This window comes from Arthrobacter sp. UYP6 (genome assembly GCF_040547315.1).
Lineage (GTDB): Bacteria > Actinomycetota > Actinomycetes > Actinomycetales > Micrococcaceae > Arthrobacter_B.
In genome coordinates, this window is sequence record NZ_JBEPPM010000018.1 from 44,366 (window position 1) to 61,261 (window position 16,896).

The 16,896-nt window shown below is 65.5% G+C and carries 10 protein-coding genes and 1 pseudogene; 7 read left to right on the top strand and 4 right to left on the bottom strand.

Annotated elements, in window-relative coordinates; genetic code table 11:
* Nucleotides 1-114: 114 nt before the first annotated feature.
* The gene (locus tag ABIB35_RS14815) at nucleotides 115-2,889 is read left to right on the top strand and encodes a cation-translocating P-type ATPase (protein ID WP_354182494.1); all 2,775 of its coding nucleotides are present in this window, start codon (nucleotides 115-117) and stop codon (nucleotides 2,887-2,889) included.
* Here the strand turns inward: ABIB35_RS14815 and ABIB35_RS14820 are convergent.
* Both ABIB35_RS14820 and glgC read right to left on the bottom strand, forming a co-directional pair.
* Entirely contained in the window at nucleotides 2,868-4,307 is a 1,440-nt protein-coding gene (locus tag ABIB35_RS14820) for an SDR family NAD(P)-dependent oxidoreductase (protein WP_354182495.1), read from the bottom strand. The genes ABIB35_RS14815 and ABIB35_RS14820 overlap by 22 nt on opposite strands.
* A 190-nt stretch (nucleotides 4,308-4,497) precedes the next feature.
* Nucleotides 4,498-5,745: pseudogene (gene glgC, locus ABIB35_RS14825) on the bottom strand (glucose-1-phosphate adenylyltransferase); the annotation flags it as partial.
* 136 nt (nucleotides 5,746-5,881) lie between these two features.
* On the opposite strand from glgC, the gene glgA reads away from it, so the two are divergent.
* Nucleotides 5,882-7,087, top strand: coding sequence for a glycogen synthase (gene glgA / locus ABIB35_RS14830; protein WP_354182496.1), 1,206 nt, complete (start codon nucleotides 5,882-5,884; stop codon nucleotides 7,085-7,087).
* A gap of 474 nt (nucleotides 7,088-7,561) precedes the next feature.
* Here glgA and ABIB35_RS14835 read toward each other — a convergent pair whose 3' ends face one another.
* A complete protein-coding gene (locus ABIB35_RS14835) occupies nucleotides 7,562-9,655 on the bottom strand; it encodes an acyl-CoA dehydrogenase family protein (RefSeq protein WP_354182497.1) in 2,094 nt (697 codons plus the stop codon).
* A gap of 93 nt (nucleotides 9,656-9,748) precedes the next feature.
* Complete coding sequence (locus tag ABIB35_RS14840) at nucleotides 9,749-10,435, bottom strand: TetR/AcrR family transcriptional regulator (protein WP_354182498.1); 687 nt, start codon at nucleotides 10,433-10,435, stop codon at nucleotides 9,749-9,751.
* Between the two features lie 76 nt (nucleotides 10,436-10,511).
* On the opposite strand from ABIB35_RS14840, the gene ABIB35_RS14845 reads away from it, so the two are divergent.
* The 5 genes from ABIB35_RS14845 (at nucleotide 10,512) to chvE (ending at nucleotide 16,863) form a co-directional block, all read left to right on the top strand.
* Complete coding sequence (locus tag ABIB35_RS14845; protein ID WP_354182499.1) at nucleotides 10,512-11,849, top strand: acetyl-CoA C-acetyltransferase; 1,338 nt, start codon at nucleotides 10,512-10,514, stop codon at nucleotides 11,847-11,849.
* 2 nt (nucleotides 11,850-11,851) lie between these two features.
* Complete coding sequence (locus tag ABIB35_RS14850; RefSeq protein ID WP_354182500.1) at nucleotides 11,852-13,192, top strand: 3-oxoacyl-ACP reductase; 1,341 nt, start codon at nucleotides 11,852-11,854, stop codon at nucleotides 13,190-13,192.
* The gene (locus ABIB35_RS14855; protein WP_354182501.1) at nucleotides 13,189-14,160 is read left to right on the top strand and encodes a MaoC/PaaZ C-terminal domain-containing protein; all 972 of its coding nucleotides are present in this window, start codon (nucleotides 13,189-13,191) and stop codon (nucleotides 14,158-14,160) included. The genes ABIB35_RS14850 and ABIB35_RS14855 overlap by 4 nt, the downstream gene beginning before the upstream one ends.
* A gap of 17 nt (nucleotides 14,161-14,177) precedes the next feature.
* Nucleotides 14,178-15,401 (top strand): kynureninase, encoded by a 1,224-nt coding sequence (locus tag ABIB35_RS14860; RefSeq protein ID WP_354182502.1) that lies wholly within the window; start codon nucleotides 14,178-14,180, stop codon nucleotides 15,399-15,401.
* Nucleotides 15,402-15,732: 331 nt separating this feature from the next.
* Nucleotides 15,733-16,863, top strand: coding sequence for a multiple monosaccharide ABC transporter substrate-binding protein (chvE, locus tag ABIB35_RS14865; RefSeq protein ID WP_354182503.1), 1,131 nt, complete (start codon nucleotides 15,733-15,735; stop codon nucleotides 16,861-16,863).
* Nucleotides 16,864-16,896: the final 33 nt, after the last annotated feature.

Consider the following 16,896-nt stretch of genomic DNA (forward strand, 5'->3'; position numbering starts at 1 on the left):
ATACGGTGCCGGCCAAACAGCGGTTCGCTGCCGTCGATTCCAGCCCCGGCGGAGTCCACCGGGGGTGGGCTTTGTTACAGTGAAGAACACCCCCTATTCCCAGAGGCAGCCCGCATGCAAGTGGATGACCAGCTTCGGATTCCCGAATACCCGTGGACGCGGACACCAGAGCAGGCGGCGGCGGAGCTGGAGGTCACCCCCTCCACAGGGCTCGGCGCCGAGCAGGTCAGGGCGCGCCTGGAACGGTACGGTCCTAATGAGCTGGCAGCAGGCCGGAAGGTTCCCGCCTGGCAAAAGATCCTGCGGCTCCTGGCCGACCGGCTGATTCTGGTGCTGATAGCGGCAGCCGTCATCAGCGCCGTCGTTTCCCGGGAATGGGAGACACCGGTGGTCATTCTGGTGGTCATCGCCCTGAACACCACCCTGAACTATGTTCAGGAGCAACGCGCGGAAAGCAGCCTGGAGGCACTGCGCAGCACGGCGGTCTCCGTTGCGACCGTCCGCCGTGACGGAAGTCCGGTGAATATTCCGCGCACCGAACTGGTTCCCGGAGATGTGGCGCTGCTGGAAGCGGGGGACACGGTGCCCGCTGACGGTCGGCTCCTTGAAGCCGTGCGGCTGCAGGTGGCCGAGGCGGCATTGACCGGCGAATCCCAGCCGGTCAATAAGAACACTCCCGCCCTTCCCGATCCCGAGCTGCCGGTGGCAGACCGCACCAACATGCTGTACATGGACACCGACGTGAGCCGGGGACGCGCTGTCCTCCTGGTAACCGGTACCGGTATGGACACCCAGATCGGGCGGATCGCACACCTGCTTGGTTCCACGGTGGAGGAAAAGACCACGCTCCAGCGCAGCATCGACCAGCTGGCGCGGCTGCTGACCTACGTGGCGCTGATCGTGGTGGCGGTGGTGTTCCTGCTGGGCCTGCTGCGCGGAGACAGCTGGGAAGACCTGTTCCTCACCGCCGTCTCGCTGGCCGTGGCCACCATTCCGGAGGGGCTGACCGCCGTCGTCGCCTTCACCCTGGCGATGGGAGCCTCCCGGCTCGCCGCCCGCGGGGCCATCATCAAGCAGCTTTCAGCCGTGGAAACTCTGGGCAGCACCTCCCAGATCTGTACCGACAAGACCGGCACTCTGACCCTGAACGAAATGACCGTTCGGCGGCTCTACACAGCCTCCGACCGGGTTTTTCGGGTCTCTGGCTCCGGTTACTCCACGGAGGGTGCGGTGCTCAGCGCTGACGGGCGTCCGGCACCGGCGCTTTCGGTGGCCTTCCTTGGCTTCGCTTTATGCAATGACGCCTCGGTGCGCGACGGCGTGCTCACCGGTGATCCCACGGAGGGTGCGCTGGTGGTGCTGGCGGAAAAAGGCGGCATCGATGCAGAAGGTGCGCGAACATCCCATCCGCGGATCGCGGAGGTGCCGTTCGATTCCGACTACAAGTTCATGGCCACCTTCAACCGGACCACGGATGAGGAAGCCGGGGAGGTCCCGGAGCTGGGCAGTAGTGTCTTCTGCTACGCCAAGGGGGCTCCCGGCGTGCTCCTGGAACGCTCACAGTTCGTGGCCACGGCGGAGGGCAGGCGTCCGCTGGGCCCTGAGGACCGCCGCCGCATCAGCGACGAAGTCACCGCCCTGGCCGAACAGGGCCTGCGCACCATGGCCGTCGCAGGGCGGCCGGTGGACGGGCCGCTGCCTGATGACCCGGACGAACTCCGGGACAGCGTTGCGGACCTGACCCTCTATGCGGTGGTGGGCATTATGGATCCTCCCCGCAGCGAGGCCGGCCAGGCCATCGCCCGGGCCCATGAGGCGGGCATCAGCGTGCACATGATCACCGGGGACCATCTGATCACCGCGTCCGCCATTGCCCGTGACCTGGGGATCGGCGGCGAAGCCGTGTCCGGAGCGGCTCTGGATAGCCTGGATGACACGGAGTTGGCGCGGCGTGCCCCCGGCTACGGGGTGCTGGCCCGCGTTTCTCCGGAGCACAAGATCCGGATGGTGCGTGCGCTGCAGGCCGACGGCGCGGTGGTGGCCATGACTGGCGACGGCGTCAACGACGCTCCGGCGCTGAAGCGCGCGGACATTGGCATCGCCATGGGTATCACCGGCACTGATGTGTCCAAGGGTGCAGCGAAGATGATCCTGACGGACGACAATTTCGCCACCATTGTGGCTGCCGTCCAGGAAGGCCGGGGGATTTACGCCAACATCATCAAATTTGTCCGGTTCCAGCTCACCACCGCGTGGGGGTTTGTGCTGATCTTCCTGGCGGCGGCTGCTTTCTCGCTGGCCGGCGGGGCGCCCTTCACGGCGCTGCAGATCCTCTGGGTGAACATCATCATGGACGGCCCGCCCGCCCTCGCCCTGGGCGTGGATCCTGCCGATCCGGACCTGATGAAACATCCTCCGCGGCCGGCGCGGGAGCCGCTGCTGACCGGGCGGCGGATCCTGCAGATCCTGACCATGGGCGTGGTAATGGCCGCGGGAACCTGCGCCGTCCTGTACCTGGCCCCGCAGATGTATCCGGAGAGTGCCGGTGATCCGCTGTTCGCCACCACCCTGGCCTTCACCACGTTTGTGTTCTACCAGGTGTTTAACCTGCTCAACGTGCGGTCGGCCAACGGCAGCGTCTTCTCCTGGCAGACCTTCACCAACCGGGCCATCTGGGTGTCGCTAGCCGCCGTCGTGGTACTGCAGGTCCTGGTGGTGCAGCTGGGAGCACTCCAAGGGCTCTTTGACACAACGGACCTCACCTCAGGCCAGTGGTTCCTGGCCCTGGGCGTGGGCTCGACCGTGCTGTGGGTTTCAGAAATCCGCAAGGCGGTGTCCCGTTTCCGGGAGCGGGACACCGTGCCGGCTTACCAGGGTGAGGGCTTGTAGTCCTTCAGGAAGACGCCGTACTGATCGTCGCCGGCTTCACCCATGACAATCGGGTCATACACGCGGGCAGCGCCGTCCACCAGGTCCAGGGGAGCGTGGAAGCCCTCCTCGGCCAGGCGTACCTTTGTGGGGTGGGGACGCTCATCGGTGATCCAGCCGGTGTCCACCGCGGTCATGAGGATGCCGTCGGTTTCCAGCATTTCCTCCGCGCTGGTGCGCGTGAGCATGTTCAGCGAGGCCTTGGCCATGTTGGTATGCGGATGGCCCGGGCCTTTATAGCGGCGGCTGAACTGTCCCTCCATGGCGGAGACATTCACGATGTACTTGCGGCGTGCGGCGGAAGCCGCCATGGCCGGACGGAGCCGGTTGACCAGCAGGAACGGTGCGGTGACGTTGCAGAGCTGGACTTCGAGCATTTCCAGCGGCTCCACCTGGTCCACCACCTGCGTCCAGGAATTGATCGGGGCGGTGTCCGGGACCAGGCCGCCGGCATCGATGGCCGTTCCCGCGTTCAGCTTCTCCAGCGACGAGGAGCCGGCGGTCAGCGCCAGGGAGGTCACGGCGTCGCCCGCCAACACCGGGTGTTCCGCGATGGAGCTGGCCAGCGCCGTCGGATGCGCGTTGTAGGTGTGGCCGAAGGTGACCAGCTCGGGCATGGCCGCGGAAGCCGGCAGCGCCTCCAGCTCCGCGTCAGCCAGAGGCTGGTAGGCGTTGGAGGTCCGGCGCACGGTCTGCGCGGCGTTATTGATCAGGATGTCCAGGGGGCCGGCCTCTGCCACTGACTCGGTGAGGGAGATCACCTGCGCCGGATCACGCAGGTCGATGCCCACGATCTTGAGCCGGTGCAGCCAGTCCGCTGAGTCCTCCATGGCCGCGAAACGGCGGGCGGCGTCCTTGGGGAAGCGGGTGGTGATGGTGGTATGCGCGCCGTCGCGCAGCAGCCGCAGGGCAATGTACATGCCGATCTTGGCGCGGCCGCCGGTGAGGAGGGCGCGCTTGCCGGTGAGGTCGGTGCGGGCATCGCGCTTGGCGTGGCTGAAGGCGGCGCACTCCGGGCAGAGCTGGTGGTAGAACGCATCCACCACGGTGTAGGGCTGCTTGCAGATGTAGCAGTTACGCGGCTTAAGCAGCGTGCCGGCCGAGGGCCCGTGTGCGGAGGTGCGCAGCTGGGCACCTCGGGTTTCATCGTCAATGCGGTCGGCGGCTCCGGTGGCGGTGCGGGCAACAACGGCGCGGTCCGCCTCAGCGACGGCGCTGCGCTTTTCGATCTTCTTGTGCTTCTTCACGGACTTGAACATCTTGGCGGTGGCGCGCCGGACGGCAACATAGTCCGGGTCTTCCTCGTCCAGGACATGGATGGAGGACAGGACCCGCAGGCAGGCGGCAAGGTCTTCGGGGCTCAGATCGGGGGTGCTCATGAAAGTCGTTTCTGCTGTGAATCGGTGCCGGCGGTGGACACGGCGAAGGCATATTTGGTGCCATCCGACCTTACAACGAAACGCCGCGACACCCGGTATTCGGGGTGCCGCGGCGGTCGAAGATCACAGCTGCCGGTTACTGCCCGGCATCCCGTGGAGTGTTCTAGCTGGCCTAAACCGCTGCCACTTCTGGCTCGGGGAGGGTCACCTTCTGCCCCTTGCTCAGCACAGTAAGCCCGGAGGCCGTCACAGTGAACCCCCGTGCCAGATCCAGATCACGGTCAACGCCAATGGTTGCCCCCGGCGGAATCTGCACGAACTTATCGATGATTGCCCGTCGAACCACGGCGCCGGCACCCACATGGATGCCGTCCATCAGCACGGAATCGGAAACCACGGCGCCGGAGTCCACATAAACGTCCGGAGCCAGAACGGAACCCGTGACAGTGCCGCCGGAAATCACAACGCCGTTGGAAACTATCGAGTCGAACGCAGTGCCGGCCACCTCGGCGGCGCTGCGGACAAATTTCGCCGGCGGCGAGATGCTCTGGCGCGTGTAGATCGGCCACTGCAGGTTGTACAGGTTGAAGGCCGGGAGCGGGGAGATCAGGTCCATGTTGGCGTCATAGTACGAGTCCAGCGTACCGACGTCGCGCCAGTACTGGTGGTCACTGCCGGTGGCCCCCGGAATGACGTTATGGGAAAAGTCGTACACCGCGGCGTCGTCGCGCTCCACAAAGTAGGGAATGATGTCCCCGCCCATGTCGTGCTTGGTGATGAGGCGTTCGGCGTCAACCTTCAATGCCTCCACGAGCGCGTCCGTGTTGAAAACGTAATTGCCCATTGACGCCAGGAACATTTCCGGATCATCCGGAAGGCCGGGGGTGGAGGAGGGCTTTTCGATGAATGCGCCGATTCGTCCCGGGTTTTGCGGGTCCGTTTCGATAACTCCGAACTGGTCGGCCAGGTGAAGCGGCTGGCGGACGGCGGCAACGCTGACGGAGGCTCCGGAGGCAATGTGTGCTTCCACCATCTGGGAGAAGTCCATCCGGTACACGTGGTCGGCACCGATGACCACCACAATGTCCGGCCGGGCGTCGTCAATGAGGTTCATGGACTGGTAGATCGCGTTTGCGCTGCCCAGGAACCAGCTTTTGCCGACCCGCTGCTGCGCCGGAACCGAGGCCACATAGTTCTGCAGCTGCGTGGACAGCCGCCAGGTCTCGGAGATGTGCCGGTCAAGGCTGTGGGATTTGTACTGGGTCAGGACCACGATCTGCAGGTATCCCGAGTTCACCAGATTGGATAACGCGAAGTCGATAAGCCGGTATCTTCCGGCGAACGGAACAGCGGGTTTTGCACGGTCCGCTGTGAGGGGCATCAGGCGTTTGCCTTCCCCGCCTGCCAGGACAACGGCCAGGACCTTCTTTGGCGCCATTTTGTACTTCCCCTGTTTGTAGCTGCTTATCTAAGTGCTGTTCTTCCGACCTATTCCGGGAACCGTCAAGCCCCGGTAATAAGTCTGCTGTTCTTCACACTAGATCACTACGACGCCGGTGCACTACGTTGGTTTAGTGCGAGTAGATATTGTGTCCAAGGAATTCCCGCCCGAAATCTATGGCGGTGCAGGCGTCCACGTGGCCGAACTCAGCCGCGTGCTGGCAGAATACGTTGACCTTCACGTGCACTGCTTCGGTGCCCCGAGAGCCGCTGATTACCACGGTGCTACGGTCAGGGCCTACAACGTCCCCACAGAACTTGATGCCGCCAATCCGGCAGTGCAGACGCTGGGCACCGATCTGGAAATCCTGCAGGGCCTGGACGGGGCTGACCTGGTCCACTCCCATACCTGGTACGCCAACATGGCCGGGCATCTGGGCTCGCTTCTGTATGGGATTCCGCACGTGCTCAGTGCCCACAGCCTTGAGCCGCTGCGCCCGTGGAAGGCCGAGCAGCTCGGCGGCGGCTACGCGCTGTCCTCCTGGGTGGAAAAAACCGCCTACGACGCTGCCGCCGCAATCATCGCAGTCTCCGAAGGCATGCGGCAGGACATCCTGCGCAGCTATCCGGAGGTGGATCCGGCCAAGGTGCGGGTGGTGCACAACGGGATCGACGTCGACCTGTGGCGTCCGGATGCCGATCCGGACGGGATCGCGGCGCTGGGCATCGACCCAGCGCGTCCCAGTGTGGCGTTTGTGGGCCGCAACACCCGTCAAAAGGGGCTGCCGTATCTCCTGCGGGCCGCTGCACTGCTGCCCCCCGAAGTCCAGCTGATCCTGTGCCTGGGTGCAGCCGACACTCCCGAGCTGGCGGCGGAAACAGCCGTGCTGATCGAGGAACTGCGGGAAAAGCGCAGCGGCATAGTCGTCATCGAACGGATGCTGCCGCGCGCCGAGCTCATCAAGGTCCTTAGCTCGGCCACTGTGTTTGCCTGCCCGTCCATTTACGAACCGCTGGGCATCGTCAATCTGGAAGCGATGGCCTGCGGCACCGCCGTCGTCGCCAGCGCCACCGGCGGGATTCCGGAAGTGGTCGATCCCGGTGTTACAGGCCTGCTGGTACCCATCGACCAGGTCACCGACGGCACCGGCACGCCGCTGGATCCCGAGACCTTTGTGCGGGACTTCGCCGCCGCGCTTACTGAGGTTGTGACGGACCCGGATCGGGCCCGCCGGATGGGCGAGGCCGGACGCGTGCGGGCTACTGAGCAGTTCTCCTGGTCTTCCATTGCTCAGGCCACGCTGGAGGTTTACCGCTCCGTCCTGCCTGCAACGGTGTAGGCAGGGCTCCGGACCGCATTCCCGCACATCGAGTGTCGGGATCGTGCCGCTTTGCCCCGCCGAGTGTCGGGACTGTGCCGCTTTCAGGCGGTGTTTCGCGCATCGCCGCGACACTCGGCGGGCCTAAGCGGCATCGCCTCGACACTCGAAAGGGCACACTCAGCCAAGACTCAAGTGGACGACGTCGTGCCCGTGTTTAGTGCGGGCGGTTCCCCGGCGTCGTGCCACCTCCCACCGTCGCCCCGCATTCCCGCACATCGAGTGTCGGGATCGTGCCGCTTTGCGCCGCCGAGTGTCGGGACCGTGCCGCTTTCAGGCGGTGTTTCGCGCATCGTCGCGACACTCGGCGGGCCTCAGCGGCATCACCTCGACACTCGAACGAGCACCCGGGCACCCGGACATCCGGACGGGCAGACATTCCGCAGACATGCAGGAGGCCCGGACCGAAGTTGCGATCCGGGCCTCCTGCGTGCCTCAGCGGCGGGACTTTGCCGCCTGCTTCTTCCGCTGGATGAGGATTTTCTCATCCACGGGTGCGGCGCCGCTGGCCCGCATCAGGCGCTGGTACTCCATGGCCTCATCCTGACGCTTCTTCTCGGCGCCGGACGCCACCGAGGCGCGCAGATGTTCGGGGCCGTAGCCGAAGGCATCCACGAGATCCAGCGAATGCGGCCGGATCTTGGCCAGGAGCCGGTTGATGTAGGGGCCCAGTGTCCGTGCGCGCTGGGTGGAAAGACGCCCGTGCATCAAGTACCAGGACAGGTCCTTCTCGATCAGGCACAGCCCAAAGAGGTCGCGCATCCAGGTCATGACCTGGCGCGTACCGGTATCCTCGATGCGGTCCAGTGCCCGGGTGAAGGCCTCCCACTGCAGCAGCTCGGAGTGCGCACGTGCGGCCTCGATCAGGGCATGCTGGTTGTCATTAAAGACGGCCGCGCCCTTCTCCTTGGGCAGCTTTCGGGCGTCGCGCAGTGCACCGGCCACCTCGGCCACCATGGTGCCTACCCGGTCCGTCAGCAGATCGCGCTGCGTCTTGGGGTCGCGCAGGGCAATGGCGGATTTCTTTTCCGAGCCGGTATCCGCAAAGGCCTGGACGATCTGGCGCAGACCGGTCCGGTGCATCGTCCGGTCGGTCGCCTGCCCGACGGCGTAGCGGGCCAGAACGCCGAAGTCCGCACCGACAAACTCCTTGGCATAGTCCGCGAGCAGCCGTTTGGCGACCAGCTGCAGCAGGACGGTGTTGTCGCCTTCGAAGGTGACATAAATATCCAGGTCAGCGCGCAGTGCCGTCAGCCGGTTTTCGGCCAGGAAGCCTGCCCCGCCGGTGGCTTCACGGGCTTCCTGCAGGGTGTCCAGGGCGTGCCAGGTAGACAGCGACTTCAGGCCGGCGGCAAGAGTTTCCAGGTCCTGCCGGTCTTCGTCCGTGTCGTGTGCGCCGGAGAAAACGTCATCGAACTTCTGCAGCAGCTCCTCGTGGGCGAAGGCCGCTGCGTAGGTGGTGGCCAGGCGGGGGAGAAGGCGTCGCTGGTGCTGCTGATAGTCCATCAGCACCTCTTCACGGATATCGGAGGCGCCGTTGAACTGGCGCCGTTCGGTCCCGTACTGGATGGCCGTCTTCAGGGCCAGTTTGCTGGCAACCACAGCGGCACCGTCCAGCGATACCCGACCCTGGACCAGGGTTCCGATCATGGTGAAGAAGCGCCGGCCGGGGCTTTCGATCGTGGAGGTGTAGGTGCCGTCCGCAGCCACGTCACCGTAGCGGTTCAGCAGGTTGGTGCGGGGAATGCGCACATTGGAGAAGTGTAGCCGGCCGTTGTCGATGCCGTTCAGTCCACCCTTGACGCCGTCGTCTTCCCCGCCCACGCCGGGCAGGAACCCGTTGTCGTCGCGTAGATCAACGTAGAACGCGTGCACGCCGTGGTCCACGCCGTTGGTGATCAGGTGAGCGAAGACGACGGCGGCCTTGCCGTTGACGGCGGCGTTGCCGATGTAGTCCTTCCAGGCCGCCCGGAAAGGAGTGTTGATGACGAATTCCTCGGCGGCGGAGTCATATTCGGCAGTGGTGGCGATGCTGGCAACGTCAGAGCCGTGGCCGGTCTCGGTCATGGCGAAACAGCCCGGGATCTCCAGGCTCATGATGCCCGGCAGCCACTTTTCGTGGTGTTCCCGGGTGCCCAGGTGCAGGACGGCGGAACCAAAGAGGCCCCACTGCACGCCGGCCTTGATCTGCAGGGACGGATCCGCCACCACCAGCTCTTCAAAGCCGGCAATGTTCCCGCCGTGGTTGTCTTCGCCGCCTACGTAGGCCGGAAAAGCGCGGTGCACGGCTTTGGTATCCACGAGCACCTTCAGCTGGGACATCACCCGTTCCCGGTGTTCCGTGTGGGTCAGTCCCGCCGGCGTATGCAGGGCCTCTTCGCCGGCGAGCGCGCGGGCCTGGAGCCGGATGTCCGCCCACTTGCCCAGCAGGGCACGGCTCAGGGCGTCAACGTCGACGACGGCGCTGTCATCGTCGCGTACGGCACTGGCGGGGATCTGGCGTTCCGGCTTGGAGACTGTTTGCGTCATTGCGTGTCCTTCTCGTTGTGGTTGTGCCTGTGTGTGATGAGGGCCTATGCCCCTGCGGGCGGGAGAAAAGCTGTGGGAAGGAAGGAGCCTGTCTCACCCGGGCCCCGGCTCATATCCGATGCCGTCAAAGAGCCAAACGGTCAGCTGCTGCGTCATCTGCGCTTCCGTCGGCTTATCCGGTCCCGGCGCGGTGGCCAGCCACCGCTCACCGGCCGCGCGGACCATGCCCAGTGCCGCCGTCGGCCAGAATCCCGCTGCAATGCCGACCTTCGGGGCGGAGGATCCGCTCTCCAGATACGCGCGCAGCGCCCGTTCCATCATTGCCGTAATGGCTTCGAAGAAGGAGGTGAGGCTGTCGGCGAACCGGGGTCCGGTGTTTCCGGCTGATTCGCCCGCGGGGCCGCCCGTGACAAAGGCATACACATTGGGGGAGGTCTGAGCCATCTGGAGGTATGCGGACACCATGGCCTGCAGGCCGGCTCGGGGCGAAGAGGCTGTACGGCCCGCTGCGAGGATCTTGTCCTGCATCTGGGAGAGGACAATCTCGCCCATGGCCTGCTGCAGCCCGGCCTTGTCACCGAAATACCGGTAGTAGACAGACTTGGACGTTCCGGACGCTGCCGCTATCTCCTCCATGGAGGCACCCGCTCCCAGGGTGTGGACGGCACGCCGCGCCGCCTTGATCAGCTCGCGGCGGCGTTCGGCCCGGTGGGCTTCCCAGCGCAGGGACCGCCCGTCCGAGGGCGCAGGGGAGGAGGGATCTTGTAGAGCAGTGTTCACGATACTCAGCGTATCAGGTACGCTGGGTTGCAGTAATTCCCCTCACACTTGCAGCATCTTCCTAGGAGACAACATCATGGCTGTCCAGCCCCAGGCCGAGCCCGCCTCCACCGGCGGCAACACCCCTGCCCGCGCCGTCCGGAAAGCAGTCGTCATTGGCGGCAACCGGATTCCGTTCGCCCGGTCCGGCGGCAAGTACACGTACAGCTCCAATCAGGACATGCTTACGGCTGCCCTGGACGGACTGGTGGCCCGCTTCGGCCTGCAGGGCGAGCGGATCGGTGAAGTTGCCGGCGGCGCGGTCCTGAAGCACTCCCGCGATTTCAACCTCACCCGCGAAGCGGTACTGGGTTCTGCACTGTCGCCGGAGACCCCTGCCTATGATGTGCAGCAGGCCTGCGCCACCGGGCTCGAAACGGTCATCAGCCTGGCCAACAAGATCAAGCTGGGCCAGCTGGATTCCGCCATCGCCGGGGGAGTGGATTCCGCTTCGGATGCACCCATTGCCGTCAGTGAAGGCCTGCGCCGGGCGCTGCTGGACCTCTCCCGTGCCAAGACCACCAAGCAGAAGCTGGCCGCGGTGGCACGCATCCGCCCGAAGGACCTCTCCCCGGACGCGCCGTCCACCGGAGAACCCCGCACCGGACTGTCCATGGGCGAGCACCAGGCCCTGACCACCGCGCAGTGGAAGATCACCCGCGAGGCGCAGGACGAGCTGGCTCTGGCCAGCCACCGCAACATGGCCGCCGCCTATGACCGGGGTTTCTTCGACGACCTCCTGACTCCGTACCGCGAGCTCTCCCGCGATGCGAACCTGCGCCCGGACACCACCATGGAGAAGCTGGGCAAGCTCAAGCCTGCGTTTGGCCGGTCCCTGGGCGATGAGGCCACCATGACGGCCGGCAACTCCACCCCGCTGACCGACGGCGCCTCCGTGGTGCTGCTCGGTTCCGAGGACTTCGCCCGGGAGCACGACCTGCCCATGCTGGCGAACGTCGTCGACGCCGAAGCCGGTGCCGTTGATTTTGTGCACGGCAAGGATGGGCTGCTGATGGCTCCCGCCTTCGCCGTCCCGCGTCTGCTGGCCCGCAACGGTCTCACGCTGGACGACTTCGACTTCTTCGAAATTCACGAAGCGTTTGCCGGCACCGTACTTTCCACCCTCGCTGCTTGGGAGGACGACGAATTCTGCCGCACCCGGCTGGGTTTGGAAGGGCCGCTGGGCAGCATCGACCGCACCAAACTCAACGTCAACGGCTCCTCGCTGGCAGCCGGCCACCCGTTTGCTGCCACCGGCGGACGCATTGTCGCCTCACTGGCAAAAATGCTGCACGAAAAGGGATCCGGCCGCGGCCTCATCTCGATCTGCGCCGCCGGCGGCCAGGGCCTCGTAGCGATCCTGGAGGCACGCTGATCATGAGCGATACTTACCTGAACCTCGTCAACAACGGCATCACCAAGGAACTCGCAAAAAAGCTCGGCCTGCCCCGGCCCGCCATCCTGCGCCGCTTCGATCCGAGCAAACCGCTGGTGCCCGGACCGGTGCTGGTCCTGGGCAAGGGCGAGGCTGCCGATGAACTCTCCCAGCTGCTGCTCGGCTGGGACCAGGATGTGCGGCGCCATGCCACCCCCAAGGAGAAACTGGGAGCCATCCTTCTGGTGCTGGACACCGCAGCTGCACCCGAGGACCTGGCTGAGGCAACCCTGGCTGCCGGAGCGGCCCTGCGCGATCTGGCTCCGGGCGGACGCGTAGTCACCGTCTCCCGTCCGGCGTCGGAGGCACAGGAGCCCGAAGCGGCAGCGGCACGGCAGGGTGTTGACGGACTCCTCCGGTCCATTGCCCACGAGCTGCGGGGCGGTGCCACCGCCAACGGGATTGTCCTGGCCAACGGCGTTTCCGCGGCTGCCCCCGGCACCGCCGCAGCGCTGCGCTTCCTGCTGTCCGGCAGGAGCGCCTACGTCAGCGGTCAGTTCCTCACCGTGGGCTCCGACGCCGGTACGCTCCCCGCAGACTGGACCGCACCGCTGGCCGGCAAGGTTGCCGTGGTCACCGGAGCCGCACGCGGGATCGGCGCGGCCATTGCCCGGATCCTGCACCGCGACGGCGCCACAGTGATTGTGGTGGACGTTCCCGCCGCGGGTGAGCAGCTCGCCAAGGTGGCCAATGAGATCTCCGGCACCGCACTGCAGGTGGACATCACCCGCGACGACGCCGCCAACCGGATCCTGGCCCACGCCAAGGAGCGCTACGGCCGGCTGGATATTGTGATCCACAACGCCGGCATCACCCGCGACAAGCTGCTGGCCAACATGGATGAATCCCGCTGGCAGTCAGTCATTGCGGTGAACATCGCCTCGCAGCTGAAGATGAACCGGGTGCTGCTGGCCTCGGACACGTTCAGCCCGGAAGGCCGCATTGTTTCGCTGGCCTCCACCAGCGGCATTGCCGGCAACCGCGGCCAGACAAACTACGCTGCCTCCAAGGGTGGGGTCATCGGCATGGTCCGTGCCACGGCGCCGCTGCTGGCACCCCGCGGCGGATCCATCAACGCCGTCGCGCCGGGCTTCATTGAGACGGATATGACCGCGGCCATTCCGGCCCTGACCCGGCAGGTGGCCCGCCGGCTGAGCAGCCTTCAGCAGGGCGGTCTGCCGATTGACGTGGCAGAGACCATTTCCTTCCTGGCCTCGGACGCCGCCGCGGGTATCAACGGACAGGTAGTCCGGGTTTGCGGACAGAACATGGTGGGAGCATGACCGACACCCAGCTCAGCGAGATCCCGGCGCTCGGAAAGCTCTACGTGGGCGCGGTGGGCTCAGCCGCCAGGGCGAGGCTTTCCTCGGCGCAGGCGCCGCAGACGCTGCCTACCGACAGGCACACCGTCCGCGGCGCACGGGTGGACCTGGAACGGCTGGCGGACTTTCAGCGGCTTGTGCTGCACAGTGCGTCGGATTACCTGCCGTCGGGCTACGTTCACACCTTCGCGTTTCCGGTGGCCATGAGCCTGATGGCACGGGAGGACTTCCCGCTGCCGCTGCTGGGCATGGTCCACCTGAGCAACCATGTGCAGCATCTGCGGCCGATCCACTACAGTGAGCCGCTGACGGTTACCGCGTGGGCTGAAAACCTTGCCGGGCACCGTGCCGGAACGCAGGTGGAGCTGATCGCCGAGGTCCGCGCGACCGAGTCCGGGGACGTTGTGTGGCTCGGCCGGTCCACCTACCTGGCCAAGGGTGTTTTCCTGCACCGCTTTGACCGTCCGGGACCGCGGGCCGCGCACCCGGATTTTGTTCCGCCGCAGCCCACGGCCCAGTGGCGGCTGGGTGCCGACGCTGGCCGCAACTACGCCATGGTGTCCGGCGATTTCAACCCCATTCACCTCAGCCGGCTTTCGGCGAAGGCGCTGGGCATGAAGAAGTCACTGGCGCACGGCATGTATCTTGCGTCCCGCGCGGTGGGCGACATCGTGGCAAACCGCCCGGAGCCGTACGAGTGGACCATCGACTTTGAGTCTCCGGTCTTCCTGCCGGGCACAGTTTCGCTGTCGATCTCAGATACGGATGGCGACGGCGGATACACCGGCTCCACCTTCGTGGCCTGGAACAGCCGGTCCAGGCGGCGGCACTTCGGCGGAACAGTACTGCCGCTGGCGGACGCAGCGGCAGCAGGCGATGCGGAGCAGGCCCGGCCGGCGGCGCCGAACCGGCTCTCACCCAATACCTAGACTGCTAATGTTCCCTCATGACTGAAGCTGACCTGTTGCTCGTTGCTGCCAAGGAACTGGATGCGGCGGATCCGCTGGCCGGTTTCCGGGACAGCTTCCTGGAGGCCGATGGCGTCCACTCCTATCTGGACGGAAATTCGCTGGGACGGCCCCTGCGCGCCACTTCAGATCGGCTGCAGGACTTTGTCCGGCACCAGTGGGGCGGCAGGCTTATCCGCGGCTGGGATGAGCAGTGGCTCGATCTGCCCCAGCGCATCGGTGACGCGCTCGGTGCGGCGGCGCTCGGGGCCGCGCCCGGCCAGTGCACCGTGGCGGATTCCACCACGGTGCTGCTCTACAAGCTGGCGCGGGCGGCCGTCGCTGCCCGTCCGGGCCGGACGGAGATCGTGCTGGATGCGGACAACTTTCCCACTGACCGGTACGTCATGGAGGGTATCGCGCGTGAGTGCGGGCTAACCCTGCGCTGGGTTCCCACGGCTTACGACGGCGGCGTCACGGCTGAGGCGGTGGCGGCGGCGGTGGGGCCGCAAACCGCCCTGGCCGTCTTCAGTCATGTGGCCTACCGGTCCGGGTACCTTGCGGATGCCCAGGCGATTACGGCCGTGGTCCAAGCAGCCGGTGGGCTGGTCCTGTGGGACCTGTGCCATTCGGCGGGTGCCGTGCCGGCGCAGCTGGATGGCTGGAACGTGGACTACGCCGTGGGCTGCAGCTACAAATACCTCAACGGCGGTCCCGGCGCTCCGGCCTGGGCCTACGTGGCGGCCCGGCACCAGGAGGAGTTCAGTCAACCGATCCAGGGATGGTTGGGCAGCGCGGATCCCTTTGGCATGGCGCAGGGATACGTGCCGGCCCCCGGCATCCGGCGGCTGGTCTCCGGAACGCCGCCGGTGCTGGGCATGCTCCCCATGCAGGACATGATCGCCCTCGTTGCCGAAGCGGGAATCGACGCCATTCGGGCAAAATCGGTGGCCCTAACCGAGTATGCGCTGACGGCTGTGGATAAGCTGCTGGCGCCGCACGGCGTCGTTGTTGCCTCGCCGCGGGAAGCGGAACGGCGGGGCAGCCACGTCACCATTGACCATCCGGCGTTCAAAGCCGTCACGGCCGCCCTCTGGGAACAGGGCATCATTCCCGACTACCGCAATCCCTCGGGCATCCGATTGGGGCTCTCACCGCTGTCCACATCCTTCGAAGAAACTTATCTGGGGATTGCGGCCATCACCGCCGAGCTGGCCCGGTAACGGATCCGTAGCGCCCGGCCACTCAAGGAATCAGAGCCCTGATGAGCCGGCGCTCTTCCGTGGCCGCCCGGCCCTGCAGCTGGGGGCTTGCAGCTGTATCTCTGATCAATCTGGCCTCCCTCGTGTGGCCGCGGAACGGCTAAGGGGCACGGCGTGTTCCGGAGGGAATTGACAACAGGGGCCTGCCGGGAGCCATAATGTTAGCGCTCACGCTGATATGTGATCCACTTCTCATTTTTTACCGGCCCAGGCCGCGGTGAGAAAGAAAAGCCGCTTCGAAGATCCGGCAGCTTCCCCGTTAGACAGAGACGTCCATCGAAAGGGCTCCTTCGTGAAAATCCGTAAACTCCTCCTTAGCCTGACGGCCGGCATTCTTGCCGTCTCCGTTGCCGGCTGCGGCTCCGGATCAGGCCGCGGCGGCGCTGATTCCGATGCCGCCGATTCCGGCGACAACGCCGGCGCGCTGGTGGGCATCGCGATGCCCACCAAGACCTCCGAACGCTGGATCAAGGACGGCGACTCCATCAAGGCCTCCCTTGAAGACCTGGGCTACGAAACGACGCTGGAATACGCCGACGACGACATCCCCACCCAGGTCCAGCAGGTTTCGAACATGATCACCAAGGGCGCCAAGGTGCTGGTGATCGCCGCCATCGACGGCACCGCGCTCAGCGATCAGCTGGACAATGCCGCAGCCGCCGGTATCAAGGTCATCGCCTATGACCGCCTGATCACGGGCAACAAGAACGTGGACTTCTACACCACGTTCGACAACTACACCGTGGGAGTCCAGCAGGCCACATCGCTGCTGACGGGACTGGGAATCCTGGATGCCGACGGCAAGGACACCGGCGCATCGGAGCCCAAGAACATTGAGCTCTTCGCCGGCAGCCCGGATGACAACAACGCCAACTTCTTTTACGACGGCGCCATGGACACCCTCCAGCCCTACATCGACAAGGGCACGCTGGTAGTCAAGAGCGGACAGACCGGCTTCACCCAGATCGCCACGCTGCGCTGGGATCCCGCCACTGCCCAGAAGCGCATGCAGAACCTGATCGCCAGCACCTACTCCGGCGGCGAGAAAGTAGACGGCGTGCTGTCCCCGTACGACGGCATTTCGCTGGGCATCATTTCAGCCCTGACCGGATCCGGCTACGCGCCGGATGCCCTGCCGGTCATCACGGGCCAGGACGCCGAAGCAGCCTCGGTGAAGTCGATCATGGACAACCAGCAGTACTCCACGATCTTCAAGGACACCCGCGCCCTCGGCGAGCAGGCAGTTGCCATGGTTGATGACGTGCTCAAGGGCGAAGAGCCCGAGGTCAACGACACCGATACCTACGACAACAAGGTCAAGATTGTTCCGACCTTCCTGCTGGATCCGATGGTGGTCACCAAGGACAACTACGAGGAAGTTCTCGTGGACAGCGGCTACTACCAAGCCTCAGACCTGTCATAACGCCGACCACCGCGGAATCCGGGGGCGGGAGCA

Bases quoted from the DNA above. Each gene is read 5' to 3' on its own strand.
- ABIB35_RS14815 (WP_354182494.1), top strand. From the start codon at position 115: ATGCAAGTGGATGACCAGCTTCGGATTCCCGAATACCCGTGGACGCGG.
- ABIB35_RS14820 (WP_354182495.1), bottom strand. From the start codon at position 4,307: ATGAGCACCCCCGATCTGAGCCCCGAAGACCTTGCCGCCTGCCTGCGG.
- ABIB35_RS14835 (WP_354182497.1), bottom strand. From the start codon at position 9,655: ATGACGCAAACAGTCTCCAAGCCGGAACGCCAGATCCCCGCCAGTGCC.
- ABIB35_RS14845 (WP_354182499.1), top strand. From the start codon at position 10,512: ATGGCTGTCCAGCCCCAGGCCGAGCCCGCCTCCACCGGCGGCAACACC.
- ABIB35_RS14850 (WP_354182500.1), top strand. From the start codon at position 11,852: ATGAGCGATACTTACCTGAACCTCGTCAACAACGGCATCACCAAGGAA.
- ABIB35_RS14855 (WP_354182501.1), top strand. From the start codon at position 13,189: ATGACCGACACCCAGCTCAGCGAGATCCCGGCGCTCGGAAAGCTCTAC.
- ABIB35_RS14860 (WP_354182502.1), top strand. From the start codon at position 14,178: ATGACTGAAGCTGACCTGTTGCTCGTTGCTGCCAAGGAACTGGATGCG.